This window comes from Serratia sp. CY31944, assembly GCF_052169175.1.
Taxonomy (GTDB): Bacteria; Pseudomonadota; Gammaproteobacteria; order Enterobacterales; family Enterobacteriaceae; genus Serratia; species Serratia sarumanii.
Map to the genome: position 1 here is coordinate 193194 of NZ_JBJNLG010000003.1, position 15905 is coordinate 209098.

A 15905-nucleotide genomic window follows, 5' to 3' on the forward strand; every position below is an offset into this window, starting at 1 on the left:
CGACCGAGAAGATGAATATTACATGATGGATCGTTCCCGTTTGCTGAAATTCCTGCTGCCCTACCTGTGGCCGAAAGACAACCCGCGGCTGCGCGCGTATCTGGTGGTGGCCTTCGTGTTCATGGTGGCGGCCAAGGTCAGCACCACGCTGGTGCCGCTGGCCTACAAAGCGATGGTCGATGCGCTGAGCGGTGAGACGGCGAAAATGCTGGCGGTGCCGCTGGGGCTGATCGTCGCCTACGGCGTGGCGCGGGTGGGCGGCGCGCTGTTTGAGGAACTGCGCAACGTGATGTTCATTCACGTCAGCCAGAACGCCACGCGCCTGCTGGGCGTGCGGGTGTTTCGCCAGCTGCATGCGCTGAGCCTGCGCTTCCATCTGGAGCGCCAGACCGGCGGGCTGTCGTTGTCCATCGAGCGCGGCACCCAAGCGGTGTCCACGGTGCTGTCGCGGCTGCTGTTCTCCATCGTGCCTATCCTGTTCGAGCTCTCGCTGGTCACGGCGATCATGTGGCACATGCTGAACGGCTGGTTCGCGCTGGCGATCCTGACGACGGTCGGCTGCTACATCCTGTTTACCGTGCTGGCGGTCAGCTGGCGCACCCGCTTTCGCCGCGAGCTCAACAAGGCCAACGCCGACGCCAACAGTAAATCCATCGACAGCCTGCTGAACTATGAGACCGTGAAGTACTTCGGCAATGAAGAGTTCGAGGCCGAGCGTTTCGACCTGTCGCGCCGGCTGTACGAATACGCCGCCATCAAGAACCAATTCAGTTTTACGGCGATCAACCTGGGGCAAACCGCCATTATTTCGATCGGGCTGATCGTGATGATGGCCATGGCGGCGCAGGGCATTACCCAGGGGAGGATGACGGTCGGCGACTTCGTGCTGGTCAACGCCTATCTGCTGCAGCTGTATCAGCCGCTGAACTTCTTCGGCTTTATTTATTCCGAGGTGCGCCAGGCGCTGATCGACATGGAGAACATGTTCGATCTGCTGCAAGAAAAGCGTGAGATCGTCGATAGCCCGGATGCGCAGCCGCTGCGTCTCGATCGCGGCGAAGTGCGGTTCGACGCGGTCAGCTTCGGTTACGACACGCGGCGGCCGATCCTCAAGCAGGTGAGTTTTACCATTCCGGCGGGCCACACGGTGGCGGTGGTTGGCGCCTCCGGCGCGGGCAAGTCCACGCTGTCGCGCCTGCTGTTCCGTTTCTACGACGTGCAGGGCGGCGCCATTACCCTCGACGGCCAGGACATTCGCCAACTGACCCAGGCCAGCCTGCGGCAGGCGATCGGCATCGTGCCGCAGGATACGGTGCTGTTCAACGATACGCTGCGCTACAACATCGGCTACGGCAAAACCGACTCCAGCGATGAAGAAATCGAGCGGGCGGCGCGGCTGGCGCATATCCATGATTTTATCGTCGGTTTGCCCGACGGTTACGACACCCGGGTGGGCGAGCGCGGGCTGAAGCTGTCGGGCGGTGAAAAGCAGCGGGTGGCGATCGCGCGCACCATTCTGAAAAATCCGGCCATCCTGGTGTTCGACGAGGCGACCAGCGCGCTGGATACCCAGACCGAGCGCGAAATCCAGGGGCACCTGCGCGAGGTAAGCCGCAACCACACCACGCTGGTGATCGCCCACCGGCTCTCCACCGTGGTGGACGCCGATGAAATCATCGTGCTGGAGGCGGGGGAGATCGTCGAGCGCGGGGGGCACGAGGCGCTGCTGGCGGCGAACGGCCGCTACGCCGCGATGTGGCAAACCCAGTACAGCGAAGAGCAGGAGCCACACTGACGGAGGCGGTCACGCCGCCGATGGCGCGGCCTTGAGCCGTTGTATCACGTAGTCGCAGGCGATACGGCAGTCCTGCTTCAGGTCCGTCTCGTCGCCGGCCAGGCTGCCGCGCAGCCAGAGCCCATCGATCATCGCCGCCAGCCCGCGCGCCGCGTCGCGCGCCTGCGGCAGCGGCAGCTCGCGGCGGAACTGGCTGCAAATATTGGAATAGAGCCGCCGATCGTTGGCGCGCTGCAGGCGGCGCAGCACCGGCTGATGCATGCTGGCGGCCCAGAAGTCGAGCCAGGCGCGCATGGACACGGCATTGGTTTGGCTGGGGTGGAAGTTGCCCTGGATAATGGCGAACAGCTGTGACTGGCTGTCGCTTGCCGCCTGCGCGCGGCACTCGGCCACCGCATCGCGCAGGTCGCGCAGGATTTTGCGCATGGTGGCGCTCAGCAGCCCCTCTTTATCGCCAAAATAGTGGCTGACGATGCCGGTCGACAGCCCGGCTTCTTTCGCCACCTGAGACAGGGTGACGCCGGCCAGCCCGACGACGTTAATGGTCTCGAAGGCGGCGTTAATCAACTGCTCCTTACGCTGTTCCGGAATGTCTCTTCGGTACATATTTTCCTCAACTGATAGGCCAATCACACTTTGGATTTGATTGATTGAACGGTCAATCAATACTCTATATGCTGCGAAAATGTCAAATAAATGGCGATAATATGTTAACTAAAAGTTGCATTGAAATCGTCTGTCTTTCGCATCATGGAAGCCTGCCAATGACAACAAAAACTCCCCCATCGCTTGACGAAGAACCTGTCAGATTGAATGTTCCGGTATTTTTCGGCTCGGCGGCGGTGATCCTGCTGCTGGGAACGCTGGTCGTTCTGTTCCCCTCCGCCAGCAAACTGTGGCTAAACGCCGCGCAAAGCTGGGTCGCCGACGTATTCGGCTGGTACTACATGTTATTGATGGTCGCCTGCATGGCATTCGTGTTCTGGCTGGCGCTGTCGCGCTTTGGCCATATTCGCCTCAGCCAGGATGACGAGCCGCCGCAGTTCAGCTATCCCTCGTGGGTGGCGATGCTGTTCTCGTCGGGCATCGGCATTGCGCTGGTGTACTACGGCGCCTATGAGCCGCTGGATCACTTTCTGTCGCCACCGGAAGGCAGCGGCGGCACCGTGCAGGCGGCGCGACAGGCGATGGCGCTGACCTTTTTGCACTGGGGGCTGCACGGCTGGGCGCTGTATGCGCTGATCGCCACCGCGCTGGCCTATTTCGCCTATTGCCGCGGCCTGCCGCTGGCGCTGCGTTCTGCGCTATACCCGATCTTCGGCGAGCGCACCCACGGTTGTGTCGGTCATCTGGTGGACAGCTTCGGCATTCTGGTGACGGTGATTTCGATGGTGACCAACCTGGGGATCGGCGCGTTGCTGGTGAACTCCGGGCTGTTTTATCTGTTCGACATCCCGCAAAGCACCGGCGTGCTGCTGGCGCTGATCGTGGTGATGATGGTGGTGGCCACGCTGGCGGCGGTCACCGGCGTCGAGAAGGGCATCGCCATGCTGTCGAACATCAACGTCGGCTTCCTGTGCCTGCTGCTGCTGTTCGTGTTTTTGGCCGGGCCGACGCTGAACCTGCTGAACGGCATGTTGCAGAACCTCGGCGATTATCTTACCTCGCTGGTCAGCCGCAGCTTCGATATGTATCTGTACGGCAAGGCGCGCCAGTGGCAGGGCGCCTGGACGCTGTTCTACTGGGCCTGGTGGGTGGCGTGGGCGCCGTTCGTCGGGCTGTTCATCGCGCGCATCTCCAAAGGGCGCACTATTCGCGAACTGATTTTCGGCGTGCTGCTGATCCCGCTGGGCTTCACGCTGGCGTGGCTGTCGATCTTCGGCAATACCGCCATCAGTCTGGTGCTGGAAGGCGGGCAGGCGATCCTGGGGCAGGTGGCGCAAAGCGATCCGCCGATGGCGGTGTTCAAGCTGTTCGAATACTTGCCCTATACCCAACTGACCGCCGGCTTTGTGGTGGTGATCAGCTTCGTGCTGTTCCTGACGCCGGTCGATTCCGGCACGCTGATGATAGCCAACCTCTCCTGCCAGGGCGGCTCCGCCCATGATGACGCGCCGGCCTGGCTGCGCGTGTTCTGGGCAGCGGTCACCACGTTGGTATGCGCCGGCTTGCTGTACGCCGGCAGTTTCAGCGCGATGCAGACCGCGGTGGTGCTGTGCGGCCTGCCGTTCTCGGCGGTGATCGTGCTGTACATGATCAGCTTGCGCAAGGATCTGCGCCGGTACGCCATGAAGCCGGCGCTGCCCTGAGGCGGTTTATTCGCCCGCGCGCGGCCGGTGATGCACGTACTCGACAATCGTGCCGTCCGGCAGGCGCGCATTGAAACAGGCGCCGGTGGGCACCTCCACCGGGCCGAAGAAAATCTCGGCGCCGGCGGCCAGCAGCCGCTGGTGGTAGGGATAAATGTCATCGACCAGCAGCGTGCCGACGGTGCTGCGGAAAAGGCGCAACTGCTCTTCCGCCCCTTCCAGGATCAGAAACGGCCCCACCGCCGCCAATACCAGCCGATGCTCGGGAAAATCGAAGCGCATGTCCGCCGTTACGCCGTGCAACTGCTCGTAAAACGCGATGGCGCGGTCGATTTCGCCTTCGCCAACGTAGACCCGAATCAGCACGCGCGGCTCACGCAGCGATGAAGAGTCGGCGGTTTTGCGCCAGAAACCGGCTTTTGTCAGTGCTGTCGTCATGTTCATCTCCTTGCTCGTTGCCTGCCGCTTATCATGCCGTTGTTTTCCCATCCGGGGTTGGATCGAGTTGGCATAAGCTAGCCGCGCCGGTAATAACCCGCTACCAGGGCGTTAAGGGGCGGTCTGTTTGTGATTCCTGTCACGGCCTGCGCTTTTATTATTATTCAGCATTGATAATGTCATTGCGTGATTATTGATTAACACAATGGAGTTAATGGTTCTCGTTATAGCCGCTATAAAGCAAACGGATTCAAATAATAAAGAGGGCGGGGTAATGCGGCTGATGAAAAGGGAAATGCCGTCCATTTATAAGCAGGAGTTAAGTTTTATTTATTAACCTGTTTATAAATCAGCGCGTTTTGGCTTTTTCGATAAAAGTAAAAAGTGCCGCTTAATTTTATTTAAATCAGTAAAAACAGAATGTTGATTTATTTTCATGTCATTCGCGTTCTGTGAAAAATACCTGAATTGCCTCTCCGTCACCGTTTTCAACGGCTGTTTGACATGCCCGTAGCTTGAGATAAGTTTATATCATTAACATGTTAATGAGTTGTTATCGTGACCGATGGCCAATATCTCTCTTGGCCGAGCGCTCAACCGACTTATGCCATGGCCGCTCGCCATTTATAAGTTAACTTATGGACCAATGACGCTATGAATAATTCGCCAGGACAGCGCTCGCGATTGAGCGAAGAGAACCGATTGCTGATCATTTTGTTTTTCGTTTTCGGCTGCGTGTTCGTCGATCGTCTGACCATCTCTTTTCTGTTTCCGATGATTGCCGCCGATTTGAAGCTGAGCAACGTGCATCTTGGCACGCTGTCGGCGGTGCTGGCATTGACCTGGGCGCTATCTGGCGCGGGGCTGGGGGCGATTGCCGATCGCTTTAATATCCGCAAACCGATGCTGATCCTGTCGATCCTGGTGTTTTCACTGTTCTCCGCGCTGTCGGGGCTGGTCAGCGGCTTTGCCATGTTATTGATCTTCCGCGCGCTGATGGGGATCGCCGAAGGGCCGGTGCTGCCGATCGCGCAATCGCTGATGGTGGAAAAATCGCAGCCGCAGCGCCGCGGCTTCAATATGGGGCTGATCCAGGGGGCGGCGCCGGGATTGTTGGGCGGTATTATCGCGCCGCCGCTGATCATCTATCTGGCGCAGAAGTGGGGCTGGAGCATGGCGTTTCACCTGACCGCCGTGCCGGGCATCATTCTGGCGTGGCTGATCTATCGTTATGTGAACGGCAAGAAGGATCCCGCTTTCAGCGCCGCGCCGGCGGCCGACAAGGCGGCGAACAAAGGCGCTTACGGCGAGCTGTTTAAAATCAAGAACGTAGCGCTGTGCATTCTGATCTCCTGCGTGTTCGTCACCTGGTTCATGATCATCATTACCTTCACCCCCAACTTTTTGGTGACCGACCGTGGCTTCAGCGAGGGCACGATGGGCGGCATCATGAGCGCCATCGGCGCTGCCTGGGTGTTTTGGGGCGTGGCGGTGCCGGCGATTTCCGATCGCCTTGGCCGCAAGCCGACGCTGATCTTCTTTTCGCTGCTGGCGGTGTGCTGCCCGCTGTTCCTCAGCTACGTCGATAACCCGTGGCTGCTGGGCGTGCTGGTGTTCCTGTCTTATACCGGCCTTGGCTGCTTCACGCTGTTTATGGCTACCATCCCGTCTGAAACGGTGTCGCCGGCCCGCATCGCGACCGCGTTGGGGCTGGTGATGGGGATTGGCGAGGTGATTGGCGGCTGTCTGGCGCCGTTTATCGCCGGGCTGATCGCCGATCGCTATGGGCTGGTCAGCGTGATGTGGCTGGCGGCTACCGGCGCCGTGTGCGCCGGCGTACTGAGTTGTTTTCTCGATGAAACTGCACCTGCGGTGGTGAGTCGCAGAGCGGTGAAACCGGCGGGCGTCGCCGACGTTTGAGGCGGTTTTCATCCCATTCAATCAAGGAGAGCGAAGATGTCAGCAGAACAATCCGTACTGAATCAGAATGCCGAACCGGACTGGAAGAATTACGACGATTTTGCGCGCGGTATCGACACTAACCGACTGCCGGGCACCCAGGATTGGCGCGGCAAAACGCTGCAGATCGCTTTTGAAAGCAGCGGGGAAATCACGTTGCGCTTCAGCGCCGATCGGCAGCGGGTGCTGTGGGCCTGGGGCGGGGAGAACGGCGAGGACGCTTACGAAGAGGTGCAAACCTCCGCCGCGCGCTATTTCTTCAATATTCCGCTGCAGTCGCCGGGCAACGAGTGCCTGACGCTGGTACTCAATCGTGACAGCGGCCGGGCGCTGCTGGTGCGCAGCACGCTGTTGCCGGAACAGACGGTGGAAAAGAGGTCCCGCCTCAAGCAAAGCTTCCACGTCGGCCGGATTGTCGGCGCCACGCCGGGTGGCGTCGCGCCCCATCTGACTCGCGAGCTGATCGGCTATCGCACGCTGAACGTCTACAGCCCCAACCACTATTACGAACATTTCTATGTCAACACCGAGCGCTACGCCTGGCAAAACCTGCGCGGCGAACAATTCGGCCACGGCGACATGGACTACGCCACCTACTACAAGTTTGAGGACGAGATGTTCCTGTTCACCTTCCGGGAAAAGATCATCCCGGTGTGCTCGGTGTTCTTCTTCGACTTTATTTCCGGGCGCTGCACTGGCACCTTCCTCGGGCTGGACGCCGCCGGCCGGGTGTTGGTGTCACCGGCCGGTGCCTTCATCAGCAAGATGAGCTATAACGCCTACCCGGAAGGCGTGCAGCCGCTTTGATTCAGGCGTTTCTGACCAGCGATCCGGCGTTGATATCCGCGATGGTTTTCGCGCCGGTGAGCGTCATGGCGACGCGCATTTCCTTGTCGATCAGATCCAGCAAGTTAGCCACCCCGGCTTCGCCGGCCGCCGCCAGCGCATAGACGAAGGCGCGCCCCAGCAGCACGGTGTCGGCGCCCAGCGCGATCATGCGCACTACGTCCAGGCCGCTGCGGATGCCGGAGTCGGCCAGCAGGGTAATGTCGCCTTTCACCGCGTCGGCGATCGCCGGCATGGCGCGCGCGGTCGACAGCACGCCGTCCAGCTGGCGGCCGCCGTGGTTGGAGACGATGATGCCGTCGGCGCCGAAGCGCACCGCGTCTTTGGCGTCTTCCGGATCGAGAATGCCTTTGATGATCATCGGGCCGTCCCAGAATTCACGGATCCACTCCAGATCTTTCCAGGAAATCGACGGATCGAAGTTGGCGCCCAGCCAGCCGATGTAGTCTTCCAGGCTGGTCGGTTTGCCGCGGTAGGCCGAGACGTTGCCCAGATCGTGCGGCTTGCCGAGCAGGCCGACATCCCAGGCCCACTGCGGATGCGCAAACGCCTGCAGCACGCGGCGCAGGGCGGCGTTAGGGCCGCTCATCCCCGAGTGGGCGTCGCGGTAACGGGCGCCGGGCACCGGCATGTCGACGGTGAACACCAGCGTTTTCACGCCGGCGGCCTTGGCGCGCTCCAGCGCATTGCGCATAAAGCCGCGATCTTTCAGCACGTAGAGCTGGAACCACATCGGCCGATCGATCGCCGGCGCCACCTCTTCGATCGGGCAGACCGACACGGTGGACAGCGTGAACGGAATGCCTTTTTTGGCCGCGGCGCGCGCGGCCTGCACTTCGCCGCGGCGGGCGTACATGCCGGTCAACCCTACCGGTCCCAGCGCCACCGGCATCGCCAGCTGCTCGCCGAACAGCGTGGTCTGCAGGCTGAGTTCGGACATATTGCGCAGCACGCGCTGGCGCAGGGCAATATCGGCCAGATCTGCGGTATTGCGCTTCAGCGTATGCTCCGCGTAGGCCCCGCCGTCGATGTAGTGAAACAGAAACGGCGGCAGTTTGGCCTGGGCGGCGGCCCGGTAGTCGGTTGACGCGGAGATGATCATAGTGTTTACCTTCTTGTCTTGCTTGCGATAACGAGTGGTTAGTCAGAGCGTGAGGATCGCCGCCATACCGGCCGCAATCCCGCCGTACGCCAGCATCGGCAGTACGGTCTTTCTGATGATTTTGCCTTCGGCGTTACCGATCCCGAGGATCGAACAGACCGCGATAATGTTGTTCAGGCACACCATATTGCCCATGGCGCCGCCGACGGACTGCAAGGCCAGCGTCAGGTTGACGTCAAGGCCACTGCTCTGGGCGATCGATTGCTGAATGCCGCCGAACGTCAGGTTCGAAACGGTATTGGAACCGGAGAAGAACGATCCCAGCGCGCCGAGGAACGAAGAGAACAGCAGCCAGCTCTCGCCGGTCAGCGCCGCCAGTGCTTTACCGATCAGGATCACCGGCGCGTTGTCGCCGCCCTGCATCATCAGGTTGACCATCACCAGCGCGCCGAACAGGGCGATAAAGGGCCGCGCGATGCGCCCGCCGGTTTCGCTGAACATTTGCCGCACCTGGCCGCCATTCAGACGGAACAGCGGAATACACAGCAGCACCACCAGCAGGAACGGGATCAGCGCCGGGACATACAGCGTTTTGTAGCCGGCGGCGGCGGAGGTGCCCAGCACCTGCTGCAGTTCGACGATCAGCGCCCGGCTGATGCGCAGCTCCCCGAGCCAGCCGAGGTTTTCCTGCCACAGCAGCGCGGTGTTGTTGAGCAAGGCTTTAAGGCCCAGCTGGTGGACGCGCGTCACTATCAGGATAGCAATCAGCAGCAGGGTTGGGGTCATGGCCTTGACCACCTGCATGAACGGCACCGCCTGCCCGGCGCTCTGCGGTTTGTCGCTGCGGGCGAGGCCGATGCCGCCGCGTGCCAGCAGCACCGACAGCGCCAGGCCGATGGCGCCGCCGACCAGCGCCGGGAATTCATAGTTCACCTGGGCCAGCAGCAGATAGGGCAGGGTGCAGCTCAGCACGCTGAGCAGGATAAACGGCAGGTTGCGGCGGATATCCTGCCAGGAAACGATAAAGCGCAGCGCCAGCAGAGGAATGACGAAGCCGGCGACAAAATGGATCAGCGCGGTCTGCCGGCCGATCTCCAGCAGGCTGGCGTCCGACAGGCCGAGGTTGGCAAAGCCGAACCAGGTGGGGGTGCCCACGGCGCCGAAGGAGACCGGCACCGAGTTCATCACCAGTGTCAGCAGGGCGACGCGCAGCGGGTTGAAGCCCAGCCCGACCAGAATCGGCGCGGCGATGGCGGCCGGGGTGCCGAAGCCGCTGGCGCCCTCAATCATAAAGGCGAACGCCCAGCCGATAATCATCAGCTGGGCCACGGGATTGGGGCTGATGGTTTCCAGCCAGCGGCGCACCACGTTCTCCGCGCCGCTTACCTGCATCAGTTTGTTGAGCAGGATGGCGCCGGCGATGATGGTGATCGGCGTCAGCGTCGATACCAGCGCGGTGATGATATTGGCATGCAGCAGCCGCAGCGAGGCATCGAACCACAGGAGCTGTACGGCGTAGACCACGGCGGCCGTCAGCGGCAGGGCGAGATAAGAGGGCACGCCATTCCTTTTGGTCATCATCCAAATCAGCAGGACGATGGGCGCAATACTGAAAAACAGGGGCATAAGATCCTCAGGGTTATTATTTTTATGGGCAGAGATATGTAGCTGAAAGGTTAATTAGCGCAACATTTTCATTCTAATCACAACGTCGACGACGATGCCATGCGGTATTTTTTTAACATCGGCGAACGGCGCCGGCGGTGGAAAATTGGCCGGTAGAAGGGGATGAATTAACTGCTTAAAAATCAGATTGATAGAAAGTATTATTGTGTGATGAATGCGCAGGCTCACATTAATTAAGCGGTAATGTTCAATAGATTATGTCCAAAAATGCCGTAATCTCCGCGGCCTTTTGCGGCCGCGGGGAAATAATCAGCGAGGAAAATTCAAAAATAGTGGCTGATATTTTGGTAGGAACCGATGATATGCTCGATCAGCAGACGGGTTTTTAACGGCAGATTGCGGGTGTAAGGATAGACGGCGTAAATGCCCAATACCTTGCCGCAGTGGCCGGCCAGGATCTCCGTCAGTTTGCCGTCCTGCAAATCTTCATACACCATGCAGCGTGGCACCATGGCGATGCCGTGGCCGCCGATCACCGCTTTGCGGATCGCCCGCGCATTGTTGGCCGACAGGTTGCCGTTAACCTGCAGCTCGTAGATGTCGTTGCGCCCCGGCCGCTTCATCAGCCAGTTGGCGGTGCCGCTCTCCTGATAGGTGTAGGTCAGACAGTTGTGGCCGAGCAGGTCTTCGGCGCAGCGCGGTTCCGGGTGGCTTTCCAGATACCCCGGCGAGCAGACGATCACCCAGCGGGAATCGAAGATCGGCCGGGCAATCAGGCTCGAATCCGGCATGGTGCCGGTGCGGATCGCCAGATCGATGCCTTCTTCCACCAGATCGGCAAAGCGATTTTCCAGCCGCATCTCGACTTTCAGGCTGGGATGCAGAGCGCAAAATTCCGCCACGCTCTCGCTCAGCAGCAGCTCGCCCGAAATGGTCGGCACCGACATGCGAATGGTGCCGGTCAACTCTTCGCTCTTTTCGCTGACGGCGTACAGCGCCTCCTGCACTTTGGCGCCAATCTCTTTGGCCTGCTGGTAGAGCGCCTGGCCGCTTTCGGTCAGCGTCAGGCTGCGCGTGGTGCGGTACAGCAGACGGGCGCCCAGCGATTTTTCCAGCCGCCCGATGCGTTTACTGACCACCGAGCTGGTGATGCCGGCGCTCTCCGCGGCCTTGCTGAACGAGCCGCAGTCGACGATCAGGGCGAACAGAATCAGGTCGTTGGCGTATTCGTGGGTGGCGAGCATGGGCATCCTGTAGAGTGAGAGTCCTTTTGTCCCAGTGTAAATCCGGCGCGCCAGGAAGCAATCTTTTCAGCGTGTCGCACGTCGTCACCAACTGGTCGGATCTGAATTTTTCTTATTTGTTTTTTCATTTTACTGAGAATTATCCTTTTTTATTTTTCTTGCTGTAACCGGTTTTAGTCTACTTTTCTTGTTTTTAGTCTTATTTAAATTGGAATAGTCCTGTAATCGAGCGTTACTTATTCGATTAACTTTAACTTGCAGTGTAAATAATTGTATTGATCTGCTCGTTTGGGATGGCTATGCTTTTTCCCGAAGCGCTCTCATTGTTATTGGTTAAATAGTTTTGAAACGTATTGAAGGATTGCTCTGTCTGCCGACAGGGTAATGGGTAGTGTGTTTATGTTTTAATATAAATAAGGATATTGTAATGAAAAAAATCAATCTGTCAGAAGCGGAAAACATCGTCGGCGGTACTTTTGTTTGTACCAAGGAATTTGCCTGGGTGGGCAGCGGCAACAACCGCACCTGCCAGCTGGTGAAAACCTGTGCGAACAAATTCGGTGGCGTACAGAAGTCTTATTACCCGGCGCCGGTAGCAAGCTGCCCGTCTAACCCAACCACGCCAAGCTGATGCGGGTTGACCCCCTGCATTTAGATTAGCGGTGGGCAGGCGGGCAGCGTTCGCGCTGTCCCGCCTGATACCGGCGAAAAAGTCGTCTTACGTTCTCATTATTTACGGCATTAACTCTTTTTCATGTATTCACTCTGCTGGGTGAATATTAATATATGCGCAGGATGCGTCCGTTATGTATAAACGTCCCTTGCTTTTTATCGGCTACACGCTCGTTATTATTTTTGCCTCTTCTTTTTTGACCGCATTTTATTTTCAACATTACGTCATGCAACCGGCGGAGGCGGAAAGCCTGAGTTTTATCTCCCCGGAAAAAATCGAACAAAGCCCGTTGCAAGACGATAATACCATTGTCGAAGTCTTCTCTTACGCCTGCCACTATTGTGAAGTCAACGAAAGCGGCGTGGCAGAGCTGGAAAAACGTTTGCCGGCGGGCGCCAAATTGGTGCGCTTGCACCTCAGTGACGACAGTCAAGCCGGCATGGCGGCCTTTGCGCCCCTGTTCGCCACGCTGACGATCATGGGGATCGAAGCACAGCATCGCCCCGCCGCTTATCGCGCCATTATCAAAGAAAACCTCAACCTGGCGGACGACAAGCAGCTCAGCGCCTGGCTGACGGCCAACGGTATCGATGAGGCTGCCTATCGGCAGGCCAGAGAGTCAGAGCGGGTCAAGGCGTTGTTGGCGCATATGACGGCGGTGAGCCGCTATTACCAGATCAACGCGACCCCCAGTTTTATCGTCAATCGCAAATGGCTGGCGCTGCAAGATCGCGAGTTTTCCGCTTTCAGCCGGCAGTTGCTGTCGCTGTTGCAGCACGATAAACCGCTGGCCCCCTGATGCGCCTGCTCGCGGTTCGGGGGTATTTGGCCTGGCGCAACGGCCTGGACGCGATGGCCCGCTTATCGGCTGCCGGTGCCGGGATGGGCAACCGCCTGACGTGTGCCCTGCTGCGGCGCGTGGACTATCGCCTGTGGCTGGCGGTGCGCCGGCGGTTGAGGGGAAGCAGGCCGCAGCGCCGCTTTCGCCACCGGCATGCGGTAGCGCTGGCGAACCGCCAAAGCCTGTTGGGTGAAGGCAAGCTGGACTTCGCCTGGCTGATGCAGCGGCGGCAGTGGCTGGACATGGCGGCGGTCTCTGCCCGCAATGCGGCGTTGATGAGCCATTTGGCGCACTGTTCCGCGCAGCTTGATCAGGTCGTGGAACCGCTGCATCGCGCGGGCGTGCCGGTGCTGCTGGCGCCGATGCATACGGTCTCCGACGTGTTGGCGACGCTGGTCGGCGCGGGCGTTTATCCCGGGCGGGCCACGGTGATCGTTTCCGGCGATGTGCAGGCGTTTGCGCAGCGATCGCCGGAAGACGAATGGCGGCAGCGGCTCGACTATTGCTCGATTCACGACGATCCGCGGCACATCGCCGGCACCTTGTCGCAGGCGATGCTGGAAGCGGCGGAACATAGGCGCAACATCATCCTCTTCCCCGATATCACGCCGGATTACACCCTGCACAGCAATCAGGATGTGGCGGCCAAATTGGCCTGCCATCTGTTCGGCCGGCCGGCGCATTTGCACAGCGGCATCGTTCGGCTGTCCCGGGCGTTGCGGGCTCAGGTGGTGTTCTATTCGCTTTATTTCGATCGCGGCATCCGCATTCACATTGAAGAACCTGTCGCCGCAGATCGGGTCGGCCGCGCCATGCCGGCGATCGTCGAGCGAACCCTCCGGCGGCATGCGGATGATTGGTTGCTATGGCATTCGCACTCTTTATTTTTTATTAACGAATAAGTCAGGGATATCACAACGTATGGAAAACACCCTTCCTACGCCGGTCTTGCAGAGCGAAATCAATGAGTGCGGGCTGGCCTGCATCGCCATGCTGGCGGAAACTCAGGGCATTCGCGCACCGTTGACGGAGCTGCGGGAGCGTTATCCCGCTTCGCAGCACGGCACTTCGCTGGCGACGCTGTGCGCCATTTTGGGAGAGCTGGCGCTACCGGCTTATCCGGTGGCGTTCGAGCACCGGGATCTGGCGGCGCTGCCGTTACCGGCCATTTTGCATTACGGCGCGGGCCACTATGTGTTATTGGCGTATCGCCAGGGGGGGTACGTGTGCGTAATGAACCCGGCGTTGGGGCAGCAGCTGCTGCCGTATGCTGCCCTGAAAGCGGAAATCAGCGGTTATGCGTTGGTGCTGGATCGCGATGATTTGCCGGCCACCGTCCCGGCCCGGCGCAGCCACCGCCGCCGCGCTTTCGCCAGCTTAAGCCTGAAGGATACCGCCGGCATCGCCGGCATCTATCGCCTGGCGGCGATGACGTTTTTTATCTCACTGACGCTGTTCATCATGCCGATGATGGTCGCCAGCGCGATCAATCAGGTGTTCGCCATGGCCGGCGAGGTCGCGTTCCCCTACGCCTATTATCTGCTGGCGTTTGTGGCGTCCACGGCGTTGGCGCTGATTGCGCGCACCCTCACCGAACGCTTCATCAAAAATTTCGTGTTGTTGCACGGCGCCGCCGGTTTTTCTCGCCTGCTGGAAAACTCACTCAATTTCTTCAGCAAGCGCGCCCCCGGCGAGATCTTCAGCCGTTTCACCAGTTGGCAGATGGCCGCCGGCCAGAAAATCGAACTGGACAACGGCCTGCGCACCGACTGGATCATCGGCGCTATCGCGCTGGCGGTGATGTGCTACCTGAGCCCGATGCTGGCGCTGGTGCCGGTTGTCGGCGTGCTGCTGATGGGGGCGGTCAGCGTATGGGCCATCTACCGCGATCGGCATTACACCCAGCAGCTGCAGGTGCGAGGCGCGGTGCAAAATGACTTCATCCTGGAAACCATCCAGGGGTTTTCGACCATCAAATCAGCCGGCCTGGCCGGCCAGCGGCAGGAAGGGTTCGCCGAACATGCCCGCTCGCTGTTCAATTGCCTGCAGCAGCAAAAGATCTATGAACAGATAAAAGGCAGCATTTACCAGCTGATCGGCAGTCTGGAGATGGTGTTGTTCATGCTGCTGGCGTTGCCGCTGCTCAAGGAGGGCGAGCTCAGTCTGGGGGCATTCTTCGCCTACAGCTTTTTGCGCGAAATCTTTACTTCGTACAGCAGCAAGATCTTTTTTGCCGTTTTGCAGAAAAACCAGCTGCACGTCATCGATGAACGCGCGCGGGATCTGTTTCCTGCGGTATCCGCTCGGGCCCAGTCTGCGGACGAAAGCGTGAGCCATTTTGACGCGCGGTTGGCGTATCGGGGGGTGGCCTTCGCTTACGACGCTGGTCAACCGGTGTTGCGCGATTTGTCGCTGACGCTGGAGCGTGGCGAGTGCATCGCCATTTGCGGCGGTTCCGGCGCGGGCAAGAGCACGTTGCTGAAGGTGCTCGCCTGCCTGCTGACGCCGCAGCAGGGGGAGCTGACGCTGGATGGGCGCGTACTGGCAAGTGCCGCCGCGCAGCGGCTGTTCTTCCTGCAAAGCCAGGAGGACATTCTGTTCAACGCCTCGGTGTTGCAGAACATCACGCTGTTCGCGCCGTCGGCGCCGGGCCAGCAACGGCAGGTGGAACAGGCGTTGCGCAGTTTGGGGCTGGCGGACGCGGTGGCGCAGCTGCCGGGGGGCGTGAACGCCCTGGTGCGGGAGAGCCATGCCGGGCTGTCGCTGGGGCAGCGGCAGCGTCTGTTGCTGGCGCGCGCCATGTACAGCCGTTGCCCGGTGTTGGTGCTGGACGAACCGACGGCGAATCTGGATGAAAAGACCGCGGCGGCGGTGATGTCGGCTCTGGTGGCGCATTGCCGTGAAAACCGTAAAACCCTGGTGACGGTCACCCATAATCCGCGGCTGTTGCCGTTATTCGATCGGGTCTTGCGCATGTCGCAGGGGCGGCTGGTGCCTGAATCCACCGACGACGCCAGGAAGAATGATTGTGCAGAGGTGGAGTGAGGTGCCCGGAAAGAGACGCTGGCGGCG

13 protein-coding genes are annotated in these 15905 nt (G+C 59.8%); 8 read left to right on the plus strand and 5 right to left on the minus strand.

Going from position 1 to position 15905, the window contains the following annotated elements; genetic code table 11:
• Positions 1 to 25 precede the first annotated feature (25 nt).
• Positions 26 to 1795 carry an ABCB family ABC transporter ATP-binding protein/permease gene (locus tag ACJ8IN_RS04970; protein ID WP_308326157.1) on the plus strand — a complete coding sequence of 590 codons (1770 nt, stop codon included), beginning with the start codon at positions 26 to 28 and terminating at the stop codon, positions 1793 to 1795.
• A 9-nt stretch (positions 1796 to 1804) separates the two neighbouring features.
• Here the strand turns inward: ACJ8IN_RS04970 and betI are convergent, their stop codons facing one another.
• Positions 1805 to 2401: a transcriptional regulator BetI gene (betI, locus tag ACJ8IN_RS04975; RefSeq protein ID WP_033649464.1), complete on the minus strand. Its 597-nt coding sequence runs from the start codon at positions 2399 to 2401 to the stop codon at positions 1805 to 1807.
• A 158-nt stretch (positions 2402 to 2559) separates the two neighbouring features.
• Here betI and ACJ8IN_RS04980 point away from each other — a divergent pair, with 158 nt between their 5' ends.
• Complete coding sequence (locus ACJ8IN_RS04980) at positions 2560 to 4104, plus strand: BCCT family transporter (protein ID WP_033654079.1); 1545 nt, start codon at positions 2560 to 2562, stop codon at positions 4102 to 4104.
• A 6-nt stretch (positions 4105 to 4110) separates the two neighbouring features.
• Here ACJ8IN_RS04980 and ACJ8IN_RS04985 read toward each other — a convergent pair whose 3' ends face one another.
• Positions 4111 to 4542, minus strand: a complete 432-nt coding sequence (locus ACJ8IN_RS04985; RefSeq protein ID WP_047570672.1) for a VOC family protein — start codon at positions 4540 to 4542, stop codon at positions 4111 to 4113.
• 702 nt (positions 4543 to 5244) lie between these two features.
• On the opposite strand from ACJ8IN_RS04985, the gene ACJ8IN_RS04990 reads away from it, so the two are divergent.
• On the plus strand, positions 5245 to 6462 hold the full coding sequence (locus ACJ8IN_RS04990) for an MFS transporter (protein ID WP_077791400.1): 1218 nt from the start codon (positions 5245 to 5247) through the stop codon (positions 6460 to 6462).
• A gap of 36 nt (positions 6463 to 6498) precedes the next feature.
• Positions 6499 to 7308, plus strand: coding sequence for a MoaF C-terminal domain-containing protein (locus ACJ8IN_RS04995; protein WP_060424030.1), 810 nt, complete (start codon positions 6499 to 6501; stop codon positions 7306 to 7308).
• 1 nt (position 7309) lies between these two features.
• On the opposite strand, the gene lldD is transcribed toward ACJ8IN_RS04995, so the two are convergent.
• From lldD to ACJ8IN_RS05010, 3 genes are all read right to left on the minus strand, one after another.
• Positions 7310 to 8449 carry an FMN-dependent L-lactate dehydrogenase LldD gene (gene lldD / locus ACJ8IN_RS05000; protein WP_060424028.1) on the minus strand — a complete coding sequence of 380 codons (1140 nt, stop codon included), beginning with the start codon at positions 8447 to 8449 and terminating at the stop codon, positions 7310 to 7312.
• Positions 8450 to 8491: 42 nt separating this feature from the next.
• Entirely contained in the window at positions 8492 to 10075 is a 1584-nt protein-coding gene (locus tag ACJ8IN_RS05005; RefSeq protein ID WP_060424027.1) for an L-lactate permease, read from the minus strand.
• Between the two features lie 323 nt (positions 10076 to 10398).
• A complete protein-coding gene (locus ACJ8IN_RS05010; protein ID WP_033654085.1) occupies positions 10399 to 11319 on the minus strand; it encodes a LysR family transcriptional regulator in 921 nt (306 codons plus the stop codon).
• A 427-nt stretch (positions 11320 to 11746) separates the two neighbouring features.
• Here ACJ8IN_RS05010 and ACJ8IN_RS05015 point away from each other — a divergent pair, with 427 nt between their 5' ends.
• The 4 genes from ACJ8IN_RS05015 (at position 11747) to ACJ8IN_RS05030 (ending at position 15878) form a co-directional block, all read left to right on the plus strand.
• On the plus strand, positions 11747 to 11950 hold the full coding sequence (locus ACJ8IN_RS05015) for a DUF4762 family protein (protein ID WP_033635804.1): 204 nt from the start codon (positions 11747 to 11749) through the stop codon (positions 11948 to 11950).
• 175 nt (positions 11951 to 12125) lie between these two features.
• Positions 12126 to 12791, plus strand: coding sequence for a DsbA family protein (locus ACJ8IN_RS05020; protein WP_033649473.1), 666 nt, complete (start codon positions 12126 to 12128; stop codon positions 12789 to 12791).
• Positions 12791 to 13735: a hypothetical protein gene (locus tag ACJ8IN_RS05025; protein WP_060424023.1), complete on the plus strand. Its 945-nt coding sequence runs from the start codon at positions 12791 to 12793 to the stop codon at positions 13733 to 13735. Before ACJ8IN_RS05020 ends, ACJ8IN_RS05025 begins: the two co-directional genes overlap by 1 nt.
• Before the next feature lie 19 nt (positions 13736 to 13754).
• Positions 13755 to 15878 carry a peptidase domain-containing ABC transporter gene (locus tag ACJ8IN_RS05030; RefSeq protein WP_060424022.1) on the plus strand — a complete coding sequence of 708 codons (2124 nt, stop codon included), beginning with the start codon at positions 13755 to 13757 and terminating at the stop codon, positions 15876 to 15878.
• Positions 15879 to 15905 lie beyond the last annotated feature (27 nt).

Excerpts from the sequence above, each read along its gene's own strand:
- ACJ8IN_RS04970 (WP_308326157.1), top strand. The coding sequence starts at position 26 with ATGGATCGTTCCCGTTTGCTGAAATTCCTGCTGCCCTACCTGTGGCCG.
- betI (WP_033649464.1), bottom strand. The coding sequence starts at position 2,401 with ATGTACCGAAGAGACATTCCGGAACAGCGTAAGGAGCAGTTGATTAAC.
- ACJ8IN_RS04980 (WP_033654079.1), top strand. The coding sequence starts at position 2,560 with ATGACAACAAAAACTCCCCCATCGCTTGACGAAGAACCTGTCAGATTG.
- ACJ8IN_RS04985 (WP_047570672.1), bottom strand. The coding sequence starts at position 4,542 with ATGACGACAGCACTGACAAAAGCCGGTTTCTGGCGCAAAACCGCCGAC.
- ACJ8IN_RS04995 (WP_060424030.1), top strand. The coding sequence starts at position 6,499 with ATGTCAGCAGAACAATCCGTACTGAATCAGAATGCCGAACCGGACTGG.
- lldD (WP_060424028.1), bottom strand. The coding sequence starts at position 8,449 with ATGATCATCTCCGCGTCAACCGACTACCGGGCCGCCGCCCAGGCCAAA.
- ACJ8IN_RS05005 (WP_060424027.1), bottom strand. The coding sequence starts at position 10,075 with ATGCCCCTGTTTTTCAGTATTGCGCCCATCGTCCTGCTGATTTGGATG.
- ACJ8IN_RS05010 (WP_033654085.1), bottom strand. The coding sequence starts at position 11,319 with ATGCTCGCCACCCACGAATACGCCAACGACCTGATTCTGTTCGCCCTG.
- ACJ8IN_RS05015 (WP_033635804.1), top strand. The coding sequence starts at position 11,747 with ATGAAAAAAATCAATCTGTCAGAAGCGGAAAACATCGTCGGCGGTACT.
- ACJ8IN_RS05020 (WP_033649473.1), top strand. The coding sequence starts at position 12,126 with ATGTATAAACGTCCCTTGCTTTTTATCGGCTACACGCTCGTTATTATT.
- ACJ8IN_RS05025 (WP_060424023.1), top strand. The coding sequence starts at position 12,791 with ATGCGCCTGCTCGCGGTTCGGGGGTATTTGGCCTGGCGCAACGGCCTG.
- ACJ8IN_RS05030 (WP_060424022.1), top strand. The coding sequence starts at position 13,755 with ATGGAAAACACCCTTCCTACGCCGGTCTTGCAGAGCGAAATCAATGAG.